Origin of the sequence: Aquimarina aquimarini (assembly GCF_900299535.1) — a bacterium.
Classification (GTDB): Bacteria; Bacteroidota; Bacteroidia; order Flavobacteriales; family Flavobacteriaceae; genus Aquimarina; species Aquimarina aquimarini.
The window spans coordinates 1-19,454 of the sequence record NZ_OMKE01000020.1; the positions used below are offsets into that span (position 1 = coordinate 1).

Below are 19,454 nucleotides of genomic sequence, written 5' to 3' on the forward strand. Positions count from 1 at the left end.
GGTAAGCAATGTGAATACAGCAGATTTTACAGTGAGCGGAACAACAGCTACAATTACTTCGGTAACAAACCCAAGCGGTAATGTATACAGAGTAACTACTTCTGGTGGAGACTTAGCAGGGTTAAACGCAACAGTTACTTTAGACTTTGCAGGTGGGCAAGACATTGCAGATGCTTCAGGGAATGCATTGACTAATTTAACACCAACAGGAACAAACAATAATACTTTTGTAGTAGATAACACTTCGCCTCCAATAATAATCAGTGTTAATGTACCCGCAAATGCAACTTACATAACAGGGCAAAATTTAGATTTTGTAATAAACATCAATAAGAATGTAACAGTAAATACCACTGGTGGAACTCCGCAATTAAGCCTTACTATAGGTACCACAACCAGACAAGCTGTTTATTTAAGCGGAAGTGGAACTTCGGCATTATTATTTCGTTATACCGTACAAGCAGGAGAACAGGACACCGATGGAATAGCAATAGAAACATTAAATACCAATGGCGGAACGCTAAGAGATGCTATTAACAACGACCTAAATACCACATTAAATAGCATAGGAAGCACCACAGCTGTATTAGTAGACACTGTTGCTCCTACCGCAACGATAACAATGAGTGATACTAATATTATCACAGGTGAGACAGTAATCGTAACCTTTACTTTCTCTGAAGCCGTAACTGGATTTACCAATACTGATATTACTACAACACCAAACGGAACACTATCTGCAGTAAGCTCAACAGATGGTGGGATTACCTACACTGCAACCTACACTCCTAATACTAGTGTAGAAGATGCAACCAATGTAATCACTATTGACAATACGGGAATAACAGATACCACTAGTAATCCAGGTACAGGAACAACAGATTCTCCTAATTTCACAATCGATACAAATGCTCCTACTGCAACGATCGTTATGGATGAAACTATGCTATCAACAGGTCAAACTGCAACAGTTACTTTCACATTTTCTGAAATAGTTACTGGTTTTGATAATACTGATCTTACTATACCAAACGGAACACTATCTGACGTAAGCTCAACAGATGGAGGTATTACATATACTGCCACCTATACTCCAAATACAGAACTAGATGATGCTACCAATGTGATTACAATAAATAACATTGGAATAACCGATGTTGCTGGAAACACTGGAATAGGTACTACAGATTCATCAAACTTTGTAATAGAAACAGAAACTCCTATTGCTACGACTACACTTACATTTGACAAAGGATTTTCTCCTAATGGTGACGGAATCAATGACACTTGGGTGATAGAAGGTATTGAGAATTTTGCGAATCATATGATTCAAGTATTTAACAGATCTGGTAAAAAAGTGTTTGAAGCGGTAGACTATCAAAACAATTGGAACGGAGAGTCTAATGGTCGTTCTACATTTGGAAACGACACTTTGCCAGCAGGAGCTTATTATTATGTTATAGAAACTGGTAATCCAGAAATCCCTCCTTTTAATGGCTGGATCTATATTAACTATTAAATGATTTCAAGTCCATAAAAAGGTAAAATCTTATTATTTCTATAAAAAAAATAAAAATGAAATATTTACAATATATATTTTTCACACTTGCTACTTCATTCATATGTAATGCACAGCAAGACCCACATTTTAGCATGTACCGATACAATATGAATGTTATTACTCCTGCTTATGCAGGAACTAGCGGAAATCTTGAAGCTGTATTCGGGGTTAGAAGTCAATGGACAGGAGTTCAAGGAGGGCCTGAAACTCTTAATTTTAATGTAAACACTCCTGTTAGTGACAAAATAGGAGTTGGGCTAACTGTAGTAAGCGACAAAGTTTTTGTACTAGATGAAACGCATTTATATGCTGATTTCTCATACAAACTTAAGCTAGCAGAAGAGCTAGATCTCTATGCAGGAATAAAAGCCGGAGGATCTTTCTTAAAGATTGATCTCAATAAAGTTGGTATTGAAGATGACCCTTTATTTGCAGAGAACATAAGTACTTTTAATCCCAATGTTGGAGTAGGGTTTTATCTTAAAGCTCCTAAGTATTATATATCTGTGTCTGCTCCTAGCCTTCTTTCTAATGATAGGTACGAAAAAGAAGGAGTAAACCCTGTATCTGCAAGTGATGATACGCAATTTTTTATGGGAGGTGGATATGATTTTGATATTAGTCCAGATTTCAAATTACGCCCGTCTGTATTAGGAAAAGTAGTAACAGGAGCTCCATTCTCATTAGACCTTACAAGTTCATTACTATACAAAGAGCGAATAGAGTTAGGAGCTAATTATAGGCTAGACGAAAGCGTAACCATGTTTCTGACCACAAGTTTCCTTGAAAATGTACTAACCTTTGGATATGCCTATGAGCATACCACCACAGATGTTAATACATACACCAACGGAACTCATGAAATTATTTTAAAGTTTAAGTTAAATTAAGTAATATATACTTAGACAAGAAACTAAGCATACAATATCCAACACATACGCACACTATTTGCAAATAGTGTGCGTATGTATTAAAAATCTTGTTGTTTTAGTATTACATTCCTGTTCTAATAGCCTCTACAGGATCTAATCTAGAAGCTGATATAGCAGGTAAAATTCCTGCAATCAAACCAATTATAGTAGAAGAAAACATACCCCAAAACATATTCGATCCAGAAAGGATAAATTGAAAATCCCCTGTAAATTGTGATGCCGATATTGATATTAGCCAAACTAGTATAAGCCCTATCAAACCACCAAAAACAGCCAAAATAATTGCCTCAAACAGGAACTGAAATAATATAAACCTTTTTTTAGCCCCCAAAGCTTTTTGTATCCCGATTAGGTTGGTTCGTTCTTTTACACTTACAAACATAATATTTGCAATTCCAAAACCTCCTACCAACAAAGAAAACATACCTATAAAACCACCTATAGTAGACATTGTACTGGTTATATTATCAATAAAATCAGTAAATCCTTGTAATTGATTCACAAAAAAATCATCTACCTCATCTGGTTTTAAACCACGATGTGCTCTAATTTTCTGTTTTAGCAAAGCCACAAACTCGGGAGTATCAATATCTGATTCTGGTTTGATGATAATGGCAGGAAAAACTGATTTATTATTATCCCCATACATTCTTCTTACTAAATTAACAGGAAGAATTACCACCGTATCTTTACTATCCCCAAAAAGTCCAGTTCCTTCTTTTTTCAGCACTCCGATCACAGTAAGTTTTCTACCATATAAACGCACTTTTTTACCAATAGGATCCACCCCTCCAAACAAACTATTAGCAATCTGATCACCAATAACTATCACAGGAGCTCCAGCAACAGATTCCTGCTCATTATAAAATCTACCATTGACTACCTGTAGCTCTTCTATATCATAATAATCATTTGTTACAGGAGCAACCTGCACATTACTTACACTATTATCCTCATACTTAATCGTTTCTTCACCTACATTCAGAATAAAACTTGTTGCTTTGACATTAGGCATTGATCTTTTGATATATTGGTATTCTTCAAAAGTAACATCAGGAAATTGTTCTCTTTTCCATTGTGGAATATCTGTAGGTCCAAAAGAAAAACGCATCACATAAATAGTGCTATTATCTAATGAACTGATACTTCCTTTTATCTCTTGTTTTAATGAATCTACTGCCGCAAGAACTCCAATTATTGAGAAAATACCTATGGTAACTCCCAATAAAGAAAGAAATGTACGCAACTTGTTATTTACAAGCGCATTAACCGCAAAATTAAAACTTTCTTTAAGTACTCTAAGATAGATGAGCATGCTTTGTTTTTTGAACTGAATTTTGGATTATTTAAAGATAGGACGTATTCCTTATCTTTTTGTTACAATTTAATAAAAACAATTACATATAATTGGTTGTCTAATTGACTACTAAATTGCTACTTTTGCGTTTTACAAACTAAATTTTCTCATGAGCAACACAAAAACTGCTAAATCTGCATTAATTTCTGTATTCAGTAAAGACGGATTAGCTCCGATCGTAAAAAAATTAGACGAACTTGGAATTACAATTTATTCTACAGGTGGAACTGAAAAATTTATCAGAGATCTTGGTATTAATGTCATTCCAGTAGAAGATGTTACTTCATATCCTTCAATTCTTGGAGGAAGAGTTAAAACCTTACATCCTAAAGTTTTTGGAGGAATTTTAAACCGTCAGAATAATGATAGTGATGTTGCAGAACTTGAGCAATATGAGATTCCACAAATTGACATAGTCATTGTTGACTTATATCCTTTTGAAAAAACAGTAGCTTCTGGTGCTTCTGAACAAGATATTATCGAAAAAATAGATATCGGAGGAATTTCATTGATTAGAGCAGCTGCCAAAAATTTTGCAGACGTTACTTGTGTAGCTTCTGTTGATGATTATGCTGAGTTTTTATCTGTCATCTCAGAAGGTAATGGTACTATTACAATCGAAGATAGAAAACGTTTTGCTGCAAAAGCTTTTAATGTATCTTCTCACTATGATACTGCAATTTTTAACTATTTTAATAGTAACCATACAATTCCTTCTCTAAAAGTAAGCGAGACAAAAGGAAAAACATTACGTTATGGAGAAAACCCTCATCAAAAAGGATTTTTCTTTGGGGATTTTGAAGCTATGTTTGACAAACTACATGGTAAAGAACTGTCTTACAACAACCTCCTTGATGTAGATGCTGCGGTAAATCTTATGTATGAATTCAAAGGAGAAGCTCCCACATTTGCAATATTAAAGCATAATAATGCTTGTGGTTTGGCTCAAAGAGAAACTGTTCTCAAATCTTATGTTGATGCATTAGCAGGTGATCCAGTTTCTGCTTTTGGAGGAATCTTGATTAGTAATACAGAAATTGACAAAGCAACAGCAGAAGAAATTCATAAATTATTTTGTGAAGTAGTTATTGCTCCTTCTTTCAGTAGTGAAGCTATTGAAATTTTAAAAGGAAAGAAAAATAGAATCATTCTGGTACAAAAAGAAATTGATCTGCCAGAAACACAAATAAGATCATGCTTAAATGGGGCATTGGTACAAGATAAAGATCTTAAAACCGATACTACAGACGATCTAAATACTGTTACAAAGACTGCTCCTACTGCAGCACAGATAGAAGATCTTTTGTTTGCTTCAAAAATATGTAAACATACCAAATCAAACACGATTGTGTTTACCAAAGAAAAACAATTACTAGCTAGTGGAACAGGACAAACATCAAGAGTAGATGCATTAAAACAATCTGTAGAAAAAGCGCGAGCTTTTGATTTTGATCTTAATGGAGCAGTAATGGCTAGTGATGCTTTTTTTCCTTTTCCTGATTGTGTAGAATTAGCAGATAATGCAGGCATAAAAGCGGTAATTCAACCTGGAGGATCTATCAAGGATCAATTAAGTATTGATTACTGTGATGAAAACGGAATTGCAATGGTTATGACAGGAACACGTCATTTTAAACATTAATTTTATTACATTTACTGAATTTTAACCCCTTTTTTCGACTTTTATGGGATTTTTTGACTTCTTTACCGAAGAGATTGCAATAGATTTAGGTACCGCCAATACGCTAGTAATTCACAATGACAAAGTAGTTGTGGACAGTCCCTCTATTGTAGCCAGAGATATAATGACTGGCAAAATTATTGCAGCAGGAAAAGAAGCTGCTATGATGCAAGGAAAAACTCATGAAAACATAAAAACCATAAGGCCATTGAAAGATGGGGTTATTGCTGACTTTGATGCTAGTGAAAAAATGATTAGCATGTTTATCAAAGATATTCCAGCATTAAAAAAGAAACTATTTGCTCCTGCATTACGTATGGTTATTTGTATTCCTTCTGGGATTACAGAGGTAGAAATGCGTGCTGTAAAAGAAAGTGCCGAGCGCGTAAACGGAAAAGAAGTATATCTTATTCATGAACCCATGGCTGCAGCCATAGGAATAGGCGTAGATATTATGCAACCCAAAGGAAATATGATTGTTGATATAGGTGGAGGTACTACCGAAATTGCGGTTATTGCTTTAGGCGGAATTGTTTGTGACAAATCTGTAAAAATTGCAGGAGATGTTTTTACCAATGATATTATATACTATATGCGTACACAACATAACTTATATGTTGGAGAACGTACTGCAGAGAAAATAAAAATACAAATTGGTGCTGCAACAGAAGATCTAGAATTACCCCCAGAAGAAATGAATGTTCAAGGACGTGATCTTCTTACAGGAAAGCCAAAACAAGTGCAGATTTCTTTTAGAGAGATGGCAAAAGCTTTAGATAAATCAATTTTACGAATTGAAGATGCAGTAATGGAAACCTTATCACAAACTCCTCCTGAACTTGCAGCTGATATCTATAACACAGGAATCTATCTTGCTGGTGGAGGATCAATGCTTCGCGGACTAGATAAACGTTTATCACAAAAAACCGATCTACCTGTATACATTGCAGAAGATCCGTTGAGAGCAGTAGTAAGAGGAACAGGAATCACACTCAAAAATTTAAACAGATATAAAAGTGTGCTTATAAAATAATGTTTTTGAAAAAAAACATTCTTAAAATATACCTAAATTTCTGATTTTACGTTATCCTGCTTTGACACTTGCTAAATATGAACTAGCAATGTATTACAGAAGGTTTAACCAAGAAAGTTATCATATTGTAAATCATGCAGCAGATTATTAATTTTTTAATAAAGAATAAACATTTTCTGCTATTCTTATTATTATTGTTTTTATCATTGATATTTACAATACAATCTCATTCATACCACAAGAGTAAGTTTATAAGTTCTACCAATTTTTTTAGCGGAGGCTTATATGGGTGGCAAAATTCTACCAGTGATTATTTCGGCTTAAAAGGAGAAAACGAACGTTTATTAGCAGAAAATGAAAATCTACGCAATCAGTTGAGTGTTTTATTAGGATTAAAACCTACTGATATCAAAAAAACAGATACATTATCGTTTGACAAACCCTACACCTTTACCAAAGCTAGAGTCATTAAAAACGATTACAGTAAAATTGATAATTATATTCTTATTGATAAAGGAGAGAACGACAGTATTTTCCCTGATATGGGAGTAATCACAGACAAAGGTATCATTGGTATTGTAGAAAACACATCAAAAAATTACAGTAGAGTTATATCTATTCTCAATAGTAATTCCAGAATCAATGCTGGTCTTAAAAAATCAAATCAATACGGCTCACTAGTTTGGAATGGCAAGGACCCAAATATTGTTCAATTAGAAACCATCCCCAGACAAGCTATTCTCAAAGAAGGTGACACAATTATTACTCACGGGCGTTCTACTATTTTTCCTAGAGGCATAGGAATAGGAACTATCGCAAGCTATAAACTCAATCAAAATAAAAGTTATTATTTGATAGACATCAAACTGTTTAATGACATGAGTGATATTGGTTTTGTGTATACAATAAAGAGCAGAGATATTGAAGAAATCAAAAGTCTAGAGGATTAATTCATGAATAAAGATACACTACTACATATCACACGGTTCATTGTTTTGATTTTGGTTCAGACTATGGTACTTAATCACATTAATTTTTTAGGATATCTAAACCCTTATATTTATATTATTTTTATTCTTCTTGCTCCTATCAATATCAATAGAAGTCTTTTTTTGGTAGTAAGTTTTATGCTAGGATTGACTATTGATATGTTTGGAGATTCTGGAGGGGTGCATGCTGCCGCCTGTACCATTATTGCTTTTTTTCGACCTATAGCATTGCGTTCTGTATTTGGACTAAGTTATGAGTTTCAAACTGTAAAATTAAGCAATGTTAGATTTGGAGAACGTTTTGCTTATGTAATCTTAATGGTTTTAACACATCATATTGTACTTTTCTCACTAGAAATTTTTAACTTTTCTCACATACTATTAATTATCAAAAAAACGTTATTATCTAGTTTATTTACTATCGTAATCACTATGTTAGTTTTGGCATTGTTTAGAAGAAATAATTCATGAGAAAGTTATTACTCTACCTAATTATTATTACTACTGGTATTGTATTTATTGCAAGACTATTTTATCTACAAATTTACAACACGTCTTATGCTTCATTATCAGAGGACAATGCTATAAAAGTAATATATGATTACCCCCAGAGAGGAGCTATCTATGATAGAGACGGTAAGCTACTGGTTACCAATCAACCTTCTTATGACGTTATGGTAATCCCCAGAGAATTGAAACCTTTTGATACGTTAGAGTTTTGTTCTATTCTTAATATCACAAAAGAAAAGTTAAAAAAAAGACTAAAAAAAGCCAGAGTCTATTCTCCTAGAGTTCCCTCTATCGTAATCCCACAATTAACTAAGGATGAATATGCGTACCTACAGGAAAAGATGCGGAAATTCGACGGTTTTTATATTCAGAAACGTTCCTTAAGAGAATATCAAACTACAGGTGCTGCCAATGTTTTAGGGTATATTGGAGAGGTAAATGACGCTTTGATCAGAAAAGATCCTTATTATCTATCAGGTGATCTTATTGGCATTGGTGGTGTAGAAAAACAGTATGAAAAAGAGCTTAGAGGGATTAAAGGGGTTAAACGTATTCAAAAAGACAGGTTTAATAGAGATATTGGCCCCTATAAAAATGGTAAATTTGACACTTTACCTGTAAATGGAAAAGATCTTACCCTGACCTTAGACAGTAAACTACAGGCGTATGGGCAAAAATTAATGGAGAATAAACGTGGTGGTATTGTGGTTCTTGAACCAGCATCAGGAGAAATTTTAGCTTTGGTGACTGCACCAACCTACAAACCAGAATTACTAGTAGGAAGAAAAAGATCTCCTAATTTCACTAAACTAGTTTATGACACTATCGGAAAGCCACTTTATGACAGAGGATTAAAAGGTGAATACCCCCCTGGCTCCCCATTCAAAACAATAAACGCATTAATTGGACTACAAGAAAATGTCATTGATGTAAAAGAAGGTATTTCTTGTAGGATGGGATATTACTATGGAAAAAATGGCCGAAAACTAGGCTGTCACTCACACAGAAGTCCACTAAGTATGATTCCAGGAATAGCCAATTCCTGTAATGCTTATTTTGCTACTGTTTATAGACGAATTATTGAAAAATACGACACGCCTCAAAAAGGAATTGATACATGGAGAGAGCATGTACAAAGTTTTGGCTTAGGAAACTACCTAGGGTATGATTTACCAACGGGAAAACGAGGAAAAGTACCTACCTCTGAGTATTACAATAAAATATACCAATATCCAACCTATAAATGGTATGCCACTGCTACATTATCAAACTCTATTGGGCAAGGTGAAGTTATAGCAACACCTATCCAGCTTGCCAATATGACTGCGGCAATTGCCAACAGAGGATTTTATTACACACCTCATATCATAAAGAATGTTAATGGAAAACCTATAGAAAATGAAAATTATACTACTCCAAAGGTAACAACCATTGATAAAGAACATTTTGAACCTGTTATAGAAGGAATGCATCAGGTATACACCCAAGGTACCGCACTCTCTTTACAAGTTGAAGGAATCGAAATTTGCGGAAAAACAGGAACAGCAGAAAACTTTACTAAAATCAATGGCAAAAGAACACAGCTCACCGATCACTCTGTATTTATTGCATTTGCTCCTAAAGACAACCCAAAAATTGCCATTGCAGTATTTATAGAAAATGGATACTGGGGATCTCGTTATGCAGGTAAAATAGCCTCTTTAATGATAGAAAAACATATTAACGGCACTATTTCCAGAACAGATTTAGAAAAATGGCTTCTCACTCATAGTCTAGAAGAAGAATATGCAAAACAATATAGTGGCGAACCTTTTAAAATTAATCAATAATGGCAAAATCCAGTATAGCAGCAATAGATTGGATCACAGTCTTATTATTTATAGCCCTAGTTGGTTTTGGATGGGGAAATATCTATTCCTCCTCCTATGATAACGAAGCTTTTTCTTTAACCGATTTTTCTCACGCGTATGTAAGGCAAGCCTACTGGATCTTATTCAGTATTGTTCTTATTATTATTACTCAAGCAGTCGAGGTTAAATTTTATGAACGTTTCGCTGGACTAATCTATGTAATATCACTATTATCTTTATTAGGTCTATTTGTATTCGGAAAAACCATCTCTGGTGCGACTTCTTGGTATCAATTAGGGCCAGCTAGTATACAGCCATCAGAATTTGCTAAAGCCTGTACTGCATTAGCTCTTGCTAAATTTCTTAGCGACATGCAGACCAATATTAACCTTTTGGGGCATCAGGTAAGAGCTTTTTTAATCATTGCGATTCCAGCGATAATTATTATTCCTCAACCCGACCCTGGAAGTGCATTGGTCTATGCCGCTTTTTTCTTTCCTCTTTACAGAGAAGGACTCGCTGCTATTTATCTAATTGTAGGAGCTGCTGCTGCCATATTATTTGTCCTTACACTACTCTATAGCCCTGTTTTTGTAGTCATAGGAGCTCTTTTATTTTTAATTGGATTTTTAATCTCCAAATCAATCTATACGCATAGAGAAAGAAAATCAAAAATACACTTAACCACTGGGTTATCTATATCTATATTAATTGTATTATACTTCATTCTAAACATAGAATCAATAGTTACTAAACTAGGTATACTGTCACATATTATTAACCTAACTATCATATCGCTATTAATAATTGCCATTGGTTTTTTTATTGGCTTATTAAGCAAAAAGAAATCTTCTGAAAGGCAAAAAATAAGATATTCAAGATTTATCCTTGTTTTTATTGTCATCACAGGGTTTTGTTTCTCAGTCAATTATATTTTTAATAACGTATTCGAGCAAAGGCATCGTGACCGATTTAATATCGTTCTAGGCAAGGAAGTCGATTCAAAAGGAATAGGATATAACACCAATCAAAGTGAAATCGCTATCGGTAGTGGTGGATGGACTGGTAAAGGATGGAAAGAAGGAACGCAAACCAAAGGTGGATTTGTACCTGAACAAAGTACTGATTACATTTTTAGTACCGTGGGTGAGGAATGGGGTTTTCTAGGAGCCACTCTAATTATAATTCTGTTTGTTCTTTTATTAATCCGCCTTATTCATCTTGCAGAAAGACAAAAGTCTCAATTCAGTAGAGTGTATGGTTATAGTGTTATTGGTATTTTATTTATTCATTTTGCTATTAATATAGGCATGGTAACGGGGCTTATGCCAACTATTGGAATTCCGCTACCTTTCTTTAGCTACGGAGGCTCTGGATTATGGGGCTTTACAATTTTACTATTTATTTTTATTAAGCTGGATTCTAATCGTGTTAATGAATGGTAGTTTAACTCTTAGAATTTCCATTTTTTGATGGTTATTGATGATTCCAACTTATTTTCAGTTTTATCATCAAGTTTATCAAAGAAATCAATCCCTGTTAATTCTTCTATTTTATCCACAGGTACTACAAATTCTTGTAGTTTTTTTTGTGTATCAGTATGAGGAATTAAAAAACCTATCATTTTTGGGTTTGCAGAAGAGTTATCAAGAACAACTTTATAAAAATATCTTGGCACAGAGACATGCTCATACCCTATCGTAGAAAGATCATTTACCAATACTCCTCCCGTAACCACATAGATTGCATTATATGTTTTTGCCCAATACCTTACCTTTTTCTCCAGATCATTCCATACACCACTATTAAACTCATGATTCATTGGCGATATATTAGAAGTAAGAAAAGTTTCTTCAAAAGCTTTATATGTAAATCTTCTATCTCCCGCAGGACATAAATGCCCTCTATCGTATCCTGATTTTTTATAATTACGCCAATCAGCAGAGGATGTTTTTACTTTTCTATCTTCTTCAAAGAATGGTCGTTTAAAATTATTTGAGGACATATGCTCTTTCTTTAATTCATAAGCCACCCATTCTGCTTGTTCATGCTTCTCAGAATATGATAATGAATAATTGTTATGAATTATTACTGAACCTGTAGTAGATGTAGGGAGATAGAAAAAACCTTTATTACCATTTTCGCTTTCTTCATTCGGTATAGTTCTATTATTATCTAGGTATCCTTCAAAATAATAAAATCCAACGGTAACAATGATAATCAACATTGGGTATATATACTTTCTATTCATGTGCTATTTTTTAGGCGAGACAAAAATAACAAAATGCGCACTCCTATCGTTTTCAAAAACCCTATAACCTTTATTATTTCTACATATATTACATTAAACAATCATACGATGTGGTTTTTCCTTCTTTTTTTTGAGCTAAACCCTTGTTGCTTTAGACAATAAAATCTTTACATTAGACAAAGTGTTTTTTTTATAAAATAACATCTGTATTACAAATATTAAAACCATTCAGTTACTTACTACGCAGTGTTAGTTAGATTTTTAAAAAACACCCATACTTAAACATATAACAATTCTAACCAGACATAGATGAATACTACTATAGAAAAAATTGTTGAAACTACTTTAATCAATAACAGAATTGGTAATTACGACAAAAAAGATCTGGAACTACAATTGCAAATACACCCAAATTATCCAAGTTTTCAATCTATTACTGATACATTGGATTATTTTGATATAGATAACATAGCTGTAGAAGTTCCTAGTGAAGCATTAGATCAATTACCAGAATGTTTTATCACCTTGATCACATTAGACAACAAAGAAGAAATTGTAACTGTAATCAAAAAAGGCAACAATATAGAGTTAAAACACACAGGTTTAAAGAAAAACAAACTTACCCTAGAAGAGTTCAAAGATATATGGGTTCCTAAAGTTATCGCAGTTGAATATAACACAAAACAAAAACTTATTTCTGATAAATCTATTTTTCAGAATCTAATATTGGCTGGTTTATGCATTAGTACACTCTTTGTACTCTACAATAGACCATGGGTTATACATCATTTAGTTTTTATTGCTTTGTCAATTACTGGTACTATTTTAAGCTTTTTTGCAATACGAGAAAGTTTAGGGATACAATCACAAACAATACATCAATTTTGTACATCGGTAGGTAATACAAATTGCGGAGAAGTTATAAATAATAATAGCGGAAAATTATTCCCTAATTTTTCTTTAGCAGATGCTGGAATGGCCTTTTTTGGTTCAATATTATTACACCAATTGTTTTATGGATTTAACAGCACATTATTGGTCTCATCTCTAATTGGTATTCCTTTTATTGCATACTCATTGTATTCTCAAGCGTTTATTATAAAAAAATGGTGTGCGATTTGTTTAGCTATGGGATCAGTATCCATAGGCTTAGTGGTGATAGCAATACTCAATATCCCTATCAAATTAGATCTTCTCGAAATTACCAGTTTTATTATTGTAGCCTCGTTATTTACATTAGGCTTTTTATATGCAAAAGAGAAAATAAAAGAAAACAAAAAATTTAAAGCAGAAAACTTAAAGCTAAATCATTTCAAAAGAGACGAGCAGATCTACAATCATTTATTTAATAGTTCAGAAAGAATAGAAGACAACAAGACTATCCCTCATGAAATTGTTTTGGGTAATCCAAATGCTACTTTCAAAATTATTAGCCTTACCAATCCAATGTGCGGATACTGTAAAGATGCATTTGAAGCGTATACACGCACTCTAAAAACCATGGGAGATCAAATTCAGATAATTATTAGACTCAATATTAAACATAATGATGTCAATGATAAAGCCACCCAAATAGCCCTTACTCTTTTTGATATCTATCGCAATCAAGGAGCTGACAAATTTATTCTTGCTTACAATAATTGGTTTGCAGACAGAACGCATAGCAAATGGCTTAAAAAACATGCTGTTCCCCAAAACACTCAAGAATATGTAGACATCTTGAAGCAGCAGTCTGAATGGGCAGATAAAAACAATTTGTATTACACACCTGCTACGCTTATCAATACCAAACTATATCCAAAAAAGTACAATTACCAAGAATTCTTTCATTTTATGAGCATGATGATCGAAAATCACACCAATCAACTTGAAGAATCTCATAATGCTGTGACCATATAATCATACCTTAAAACCGATATAACATGTTAACAAAAATTTTGAAATTAAAAGATATTCAAGAAATCGACAAGAATCAACAATCCAGTATTAAAGGAGGCACTTTTCCGTTTCCCTCAACAGATCACTGCGGGTGTATCGTAATGGGTAATGGTGGTTATCTTGAAATCATTGCCATCTCGTGTGATAGTATTTGTCCTGATGGTTCTAATCCTGTGCCTGGTTTGGGGCATTAACATCTCCTTTTTAGCTTTGAAGGAACAATTAATTAAGTTATTTCAAAGACCAGAGTTACAGATACAGTACCAATAACTAATAAAAACACATACGATAACCTTGCTCATAGCGTTATCTTAATAGAAACAAAAACAGTGACTTAGTAAAAATTATAATAAATACGCTTTACTTTATAATGAATGCTGTTTTCATTTTTCAAAACAAAATATCGTTCTATATAAGTAATTAAATAATTTATTAACTTTAATTTTTCATTCATTATGTTACGTAAAATTTTAAGCTTAGAAGGTACTCAAAAAATCGAAAAAAAAGATCAGAAATCAATCTCTGGAGGAGGTAGACCTATCCTAATAAGATGCTACCCTAGTAGTGATCCTGAGTGCTGTGGAACTGCACAATGGCAATGTGGTGTAGGCCCTCATAGTGGAGGATCTTATCAGAATGGATATTGCGCATGTTTTTAAGCATTAACATAAGGAGATTAAAACTCTAGAGTTTTAATCTCCTTATGTTAATTTAATTTCGTTTTTTCTTTTTGAAAAAAAGTAATCAAACTATACTATCTTTTTACATCTAATGCGTCACGTAGTGCATTACCTATCAACATAAATGCCATTACTAAACTCATAATACCTAATCCAGGTATAACTGCAAGATAAGCTTTACCAAGGATGATATAAGAATAATGATCTTTGATCATTGCCCCCCAACTTGCCATAGGTGGTTGGGCTCCTATTCCTAAAAAGCTAAGCCCACTTTCTATAAGAATTGCACCAGCAAAGTTTGCAGCAGAAATCACAATTACGGGCGCTAAACTATTTGGGAGTATATGTTTTATAATAATTCTAGAGTTAGTAAATCCTAATGCTTTTGCAGCAGTAACATACTGCATTTGCTTCACACTTAAAACTTGTCCTCTAACCACTCTAGCCACTTCTACCCACATTGTCAACCCTACTGCAACAAAAACTTGCCAAAATCCTTTCCCTAAGGCTAATGTAATAGCAATAACTAATAACAAAGTAGGTATTGACCACGTAACATTTATCAACCACATAATGATCGCATCTACCTTGCCTCCAAAATAGCCTGCAATTGCTCCCAAAGATATCCCTAGAATCAAAGAGATCAACACTGCCACAAATCCTATAGCAAATGATATACGGATCCCTATCAACATTCTACTCAACAAGTCTCTTCCATACTTATCTGTTCCTAGAATAAAAGTTTTGGATTGTACATAGGTTGAAACTATTTCTTGAGAAGTTAAACCAGCTGGAAATTTTTCAAAGTTAATTTCCTTTGATAGCTCTATCACTTCTCCTTCACTATACGGGTAAATTTTGAGCGCATCACTTTTTAGAACATAGCGTTCTATTGGAATTTCTGTATCTGTGTTTTTTTTACCAAAAAAAGTTGTATTCAAAAAGGATTGATCTGTTACTTCTTTTGAGGGAATAGTAAGCATCTGAACCTTAAACCCTGGAGATTTGGAGTGGATAGACAAGTGCATTTGATTAGCATTCTGAGAGTTATCAGGAGCTAAAACATATGCAAAGACAGCTATAATTGCACAAAAAACAATAAAACTAAAACTTAAAACGCCCCAAAAATTCTTTTTGAATTTTTGGAGCGCTAATTTACTCAGAGAGTTTGATTTTATTTCTGGCATTACACCTCTTAATTCTTTAGTGAAACTGGGTTTTTAGACCTTCTAATGTTATTGATTTTCAGATCTTCAAGTACACTAATTGCTTCTTCAACATAAACATCTTTACTAAGACTTTCGTGCCATCTGTTTCTTTTTCTTTCTAAAATTGAATCCTCTTTCATCATTTTCTTTTCGTAAGGTAATGACTGAAATGTTAAATTAGTTTTATAGTCTCCTATTGCTTTAAATCGTTCAACCTGTTTCTCATTGGCAGCTATATTCGATTTATACTCATCATATTGCAAAGAGTACATATTAACATCTCTTCTTTGTCTTACCCACTTTGCATTTTCTTCGATCAATTTTAATTGATCATTTTTTAACATTCGCTCTTTACTATTATTGATTGTCTGATCAAAATCAATATAACCGTTCCAAATTTTATAATCTGCTGCAGCAATTTTATCCCATGGCAATGGGTTTTCCTGATCTTTTTCTCCTATATCAATATAACTATAACGATCAGGAACAACAACATCACTCTTTACTCCTTCTAATTGTGTTGAACCACCATTCACTCTATAAAACTTCTGTGTAGTAAGTTTTAATGCTCCTAGATCTCCAAAATCATTACTACGCATCCATCTATTAAGATCCATTACATTCTGCACAGTTCCCTTACCATAGGTTTGTTTACTTCCTATAATAATTGCTCTTTTATAATCTTGCATTGCTGCTGCTAAAATTTCTGAAGCCGAAGCTGATAATTCATTTACCAAAATCACTAATGGGCCATCCCAAAGTATACTTCTATCTTTATCGCTCAAGACTTCTGGAGATTCTCCTTTTGTTCTTACTTGTACTACAGGTCCTTTTTCTATAAACAACCCAGCAATATCTACTACTGTTTGCAAAGAACCTCCTCCATTATCTCTAAGATCTATTACCAATCCGTCCATATTTTGTTCTTTAAGACGAATAATCTCTTGTTTTACATCTTTGGCAGCATTACGTTGGTTATAATCTTGCATATTAAAATAAAACTTTGGCAGATTCACTATTCCAAATGTTTTATCATTCTTTTTTACAATAGATGATTTTGCATATGTTTCTTCTAACTCAACAATATCTCTTGTAATCTCTATAAACTCAGTAGTTCCATCTACTTTTTTTACAACTAGAGTAACTTTGGTTCCTTTTGGTCCTTTTATAAGGCTTACAGCATCATCAAGGCGCATTCCTACGATACTTACTGGTTCTTTCTCATCTTCTTGTTTTACTTTTAAGATAAGATCACCAACTTCTACTTCATTACCTCTCCATGCTGGCCCACCAGAAATAACTTCTATTACTTCTACATTATTATTTTTTTTCTGTAGCCTTGCTCCTATTCCTTCAAGTTTTCCAGACATTGCAATATCAAATCGGTCTTTGTCTTGAGGTGCAAAATAATAGGTATGAGGATCAAATTCTTCTACTATAGAGTTTATATAAATAGAAAACCAATCTTTTCTTTCTAAATCATCTGCAATTTCAAAATAATCTTTTAAAGATTTTTCTGTCATTTCACGAGCTTCTTGCTCTAAAACAACCGAAGTTTTTCTTTTATAATTACTGTTTTTGGTTACAGAATCTATTTGCTCTTCGACTTTATCATAATAACTGGACAACACATTAAATTTAAGCTGTAATCTCCAACGATTTCTCATATCAATTTTACTTGCTACATACGGTAACTTTTCATAATCTGTATCGATACTTTCGTTTTTCTCGAAATTAAATGGTTTTTCTAGAATTTCTTTATGTAAGATTCTTGCCTCTGCCATTCTTTGTTGCAGACGATTGTATGTTAAATTAAAAAAGGTGATTTCTTTATTTCTGATTTCATCATCTACCAACTTCTCATATCTCTTAAATTCGTCGATATCACTTTTATAAAAATACCGCTTTAGAGGATCTAATGCGTCTATATAATCAGAGAAAACTTCTTTAGAAAAATCATCATTAATATTCTTTGCATCATAATGCCCTTTTCCTAAGACATAGCTAATTAAATCTATTAACAATTTATCTTTATCTGGATCATTTTCAACCTTGGTCGTAAAACTACAAGAAGCCGCCGAAACAATCACGGTAAGCATCAAAATCAAAAAACTCTTTTTCATACGCTCATTTAATTTAGGGATTCTACAGGCAAAATACATTAAAAATCGTGCCAATAACAGGTAATATTACTAAAATTTTCTTAAATGAACTAATATTATTCAATCCACTTTTGCTTATTCAAAACATCTCTTGTATACATTTATTACTTATCGGTTATTAATTAGTTTTTTTATGACTATTGTTTGATTTGATATTGACATCTACTATATCTTTTATTCATCTAAAAAAGTGTATTTTTACCTTCGCAAAAAAAACAAGGTCATGGCACACAAAAAACCACTAATTTTAGTTACTAATGATGATGGTATTACTGCTCCAGGAATACGTGCTCTTATTAGTGTTATGAATGAAATAGGTGATGTGGTCGTAGTTGCTCCTGATAGTCCTCAAAGCGGTATGGGACATGCCATAACAATTAATAGCACCTTGTATTGTGACCCTGTGACCATTGATAAAAGTGAACCCCAAAAAGAATATAGCTGTTCTGGTACTCCTGTAGATTGTGTAAAAATGGCTTCACGACAAATTCTAGAAAGAAAACCAGATTTATGTGTGAGTGGAATTAACCATGGTTCTAATTCTGCAATCAATGTAATCTATTCTGGAACTATGAGTGCTGCTGTTGAAGCTGGTATTGAAGGAATTCCTGCTATTGGATTCTCATTGCTAGATTACGGCATGGATGCAGACTTCGAGCCTTGCAAAAAACATGTGAAAACTATCGTTGAAAACGTGTTAAAAAACGGATTACCAAAAGGTGTTGTTCTTAATGTAAATATCCCCAAACTAGCTAAAGAAGAAATAAAAGGAGTAAGAATTTGTCGTCAGGCAAATGCGCATTGGGTTGAAAAATTTGACAAAAGAACAAACCCAATGGGTAGAGAGTATTATTGGCTTTCTGGTGAATTCATAAACGAAGACAAAGGCGAAGATACTGATGAGTGGGCACTACATCATGGTTATATCTCTATAGTACCTACACAATTTGATCTCACTGCCCATCACTTTATTCAAGAATTAAACAACTGGTCATTAAATGATTAAAAAAGAAATTAGTATTGGTCTTGTTATAGCTTTACTTGGTAATAGTATTGGTTTTATTGTATGTGTATTTATTTTTTCTGCACTTAGCAATCAAGGTCTTTCATTTACAGAAACCGTAAAAGCATCTATAGCAAATGATTCTTTAGGCAGCTTAATTGTACTAGGGGCCATCCCAAATTTGATTATTTTCTTTCTTTTTTTAAGAAAAAATAACATATATCGTGCTCGTGGCGTGCTTCTTGCTACACTTATTGCGGCTGTTTTTATTGCAATTAGTAAATTTGCATAACATATGA

Annotated in this window: 17 protein-coding genes; 13 read left to right on the forward strand and 4 right to left on the reverse strand. The window is 33.3% G+C overall.

Features of this window, described 5'->3' with window-relative positions; translation table 11 throughout:
• Together DG508_RS10430 and DG508_RS10435 are read left to right on the forward strand one after the other, a co-directional pair.
• A partial coding sequence (locus tag DG508_RS10430) for an Ig-like domain-containing protein (protein ID WP_159090791.1) occupies nt 1–1,519 on the forward strand: 1,519 nt, incomplete at its 5' end.
• A gap of 56 nt (nt 1,520–1,575) precedes the next feature.
• Nucleotides 1,576–2,451, forward strand: coding sequence for a PorP/SprF family type IX secretion system membrane protein (locus tag DG508_RS10435; protein WP_103864002.1), 876 nt, complete (start codon nt 1,576–1,578; stop codon nt 2,449–2,451).
• Between the two features lie 103 nt (nt 2,452–2,554).
• Here the strand turns inward: DG508_RS10435 and DG508_RS10440 are convergent, their stop codons facing one another.
• Entirely contained in the window at nt 2,555–3,808 is a 1,254-nt protein-coding gene (locus DG508_RS10440) for an ABC transporter permease (protein WP_108868086.1), read from the reverse strand.
• 151 nt (nt 3,809–3,959) lie between these two features.
• On the opposite strand from DG508_RS10440, the gene purH reads away from it, so the two are divergent.
• The 6 genes from purH to rodA all read left to right on the forward strand — a co-directional run bounded on the left by purH (nt 3,960) and on the right by rodA (nt 11,358).
• Nucleotides 3,960–5,492 (forward strand): bifunctional phosphoribosylaminoimidazolecarboxamide formyltransferase/IMP cyclohydrolase, encoded by a 1,533-nt coding sequence (purH, locus tag DG508_RS10445; protein ID WP_108868087.1) that lies wholly within the window; start codon nt 3,960–3,962, stop codon nt 5,490–5,492.
• Nucleotides 5,493–5,535: 43 nt separating this feature from the next.
• Nucleotides 5,536–6,564, forward strand: coding sequence for a rod shape-determining protein (locus tag DG508_RS10450; protein ID WP_103069858.1), 1,029 nt, complete (start codon nt 5,536–5,538; stop codon nt 6,562–6,564).
• Nucleotides 6,565–6,698: 134 nt separating this feature from the next.
• Nucleotides 6,699–7,514, forward strand: a complete 816-nt coding sequence (gene mreC, locus DG508_RS10455; protein WP_108868088.1) for a rod shape-determining protein MreC — start codon at nt 6,699–6,701, stop codon at nt 7,512–7,514.
• A gap of 3 nt (nt 7,515–7,517) precedes the next feature.
• Nucleotides 7,518–8,024: a rod shape-determining protein MreD gene (locus tag DG508_RS10460; RefSeq protein ID WP_108868089.1), complete on the forward strand. Its 507-nt coding sequence runs from the start codon at nt 7,518–7,520 to the stop codon at nt 8,022–8,024.
• Nucleotides 8,021–9,892, forward strand: coding sequence for a penicillin-binding protein 2 (mrdA, locus tag DG508_RS10465; protein ID WP_108868090.1), 1,872 nt, complete (start codon nt 8,021–8,023; stop codon nt 9,890–9,892). Before DG508_RS10460 ends, mrdA begins: the two co-directional genes overlap by 4 nt.
• Complete coding sequence (gene rodA / locus DG508_RS21180; protein WP_199912778.1) at nt 9,892–11,358, forward strand: rod shape-determining protein RodA; 1,467 nt, start codon at nt 9,892–9,894, stop codon at nt 11,356–11,358. Before mrdA ends, rodA begins: the two co-directional genes overlap by 1 nt.
• An 8-nt stretch (nt 11,359–11,366) precedes the next feature.
• Here the strand turns inward: rodA and DG508_RS10480 are convergent, their stop codons facing one another.
• A complete protein-coding gene (locus DG508_RS10480) occupies nt 11,367–12,164 on the reverse strand; it encodes a DNA/RNA non-specific endonuclease (protein WP_108868091.1) in 798 nt (265 codons plus the stop codon).
• Between the two features lie 309 nt (nt 12,165–12,473).
• Between DG508_RS10480 and DG508_RS10485 the strand changes: the two genes are divergently transcribed.
• The 3 genes from DG508_RS10485 (at nt 12,474) to DG508_RS10495 (ending at nt 14,761) form a co-directional block, all read left to right on the forward strand.
• Complete coding sequence (locus DG508_RS10485; RefSeq protein ID WP_108868092.1) at nt 12,474–14,063, forward strand: vitamin K epoxide reductase family protein; 1,590 nt, start codon at nt 12,474–12,476, stop codon at nt 14,061–14,063.
• 23 nt (nt 14,064–14,086) lie between these two features.
• Nucleotides 14,087–14,296 carry a hypothetical protein gene (locus DG508_RS10490; RefSeq protein WP_108868093.1) on the forward strand — a complete coding sequence of 70 codons (210 nt, stop codon included), beginning with the start codon at nt 14,087–14,089 and terminating at the stop codon, nt 14,294–14,296.
• Nucleotides 14,297–14,557: 261 nt separating this feature from the next.
• Nucleotides 14,558–14,761: a hypothetical protein gene (locus DG508_RS10495; RefSeq protein WP_108868094.1), complete on the forward strand. Its 204-nt coding sequence runs from the start codon at nt 14,558–14,560 to the stop codon at nt 14,759–14,761.
• Nucleotides 14,762–14,856: 95 nt separating this feature from the next.
• Here the strand turns inward: DG508_RS10495 and DG508_RS10500 are convergent, their stop codons facing one another.
• Nucleotides 14,857–15,969: an ABC transporter permease gene (locus DG508_RS10500; protein ID WP_108868095.1), complete on the reverse strand. Its 1,113-nt coding sequence runs from the start codon at nt 15,967–15,969 to the stop codon at nt 14,857–14,859.
• 8 nt (nt 15,970–15,977) lie between these two features.
• Nucleotides 15,978–18,113, reverse strand: a complete 2,136-nt coding sequence (locus tag DG508_RS10505) for a carboxy terminal-processing peptidase (RefSeq protein ID WP_108868096.1) — start codon at nt 18,111–18,113, stop codon at nt 15,978–15,980.
• Nucleotides 18,114–18,375: 262 nt separating this feature from the next.
• Between DG508_RS10505 and surE the strand changes: the two genes are divergently transcribed.
• Together surE and DG508_RS10515 are read left to right on the forward strand one after the other, a co-directional pair.
• Nucleotides 18,376–19,158 carry a 5'/3'-nucleotidase SurE gene (gene surE, locus DG508_RS10510; RefSeq protein ID WP_108868097.1) on the forward strand — a complete coding sequence of 261 codons (783 nt, stop codon included), beginning with the start codon at nt 18,376–18,378 and terminating at the stop codon, nt 19,156–19,158.
• Nucleotides 19,151–19,447, forward strand: a complete 297-nt coding sequence (locus DG508_RS10515; protein WP_234418217.1) for a hypothetical protein — start codon at nt 19,151–19,153, stop codon at nt 19,445–19,447. Before surE ends, DG508_RS10515 begins: the two co-directional genes overlap by 8 nt.
• Nucleotides 19,448–19,454 lie beyond the last annotated feature (7 nt).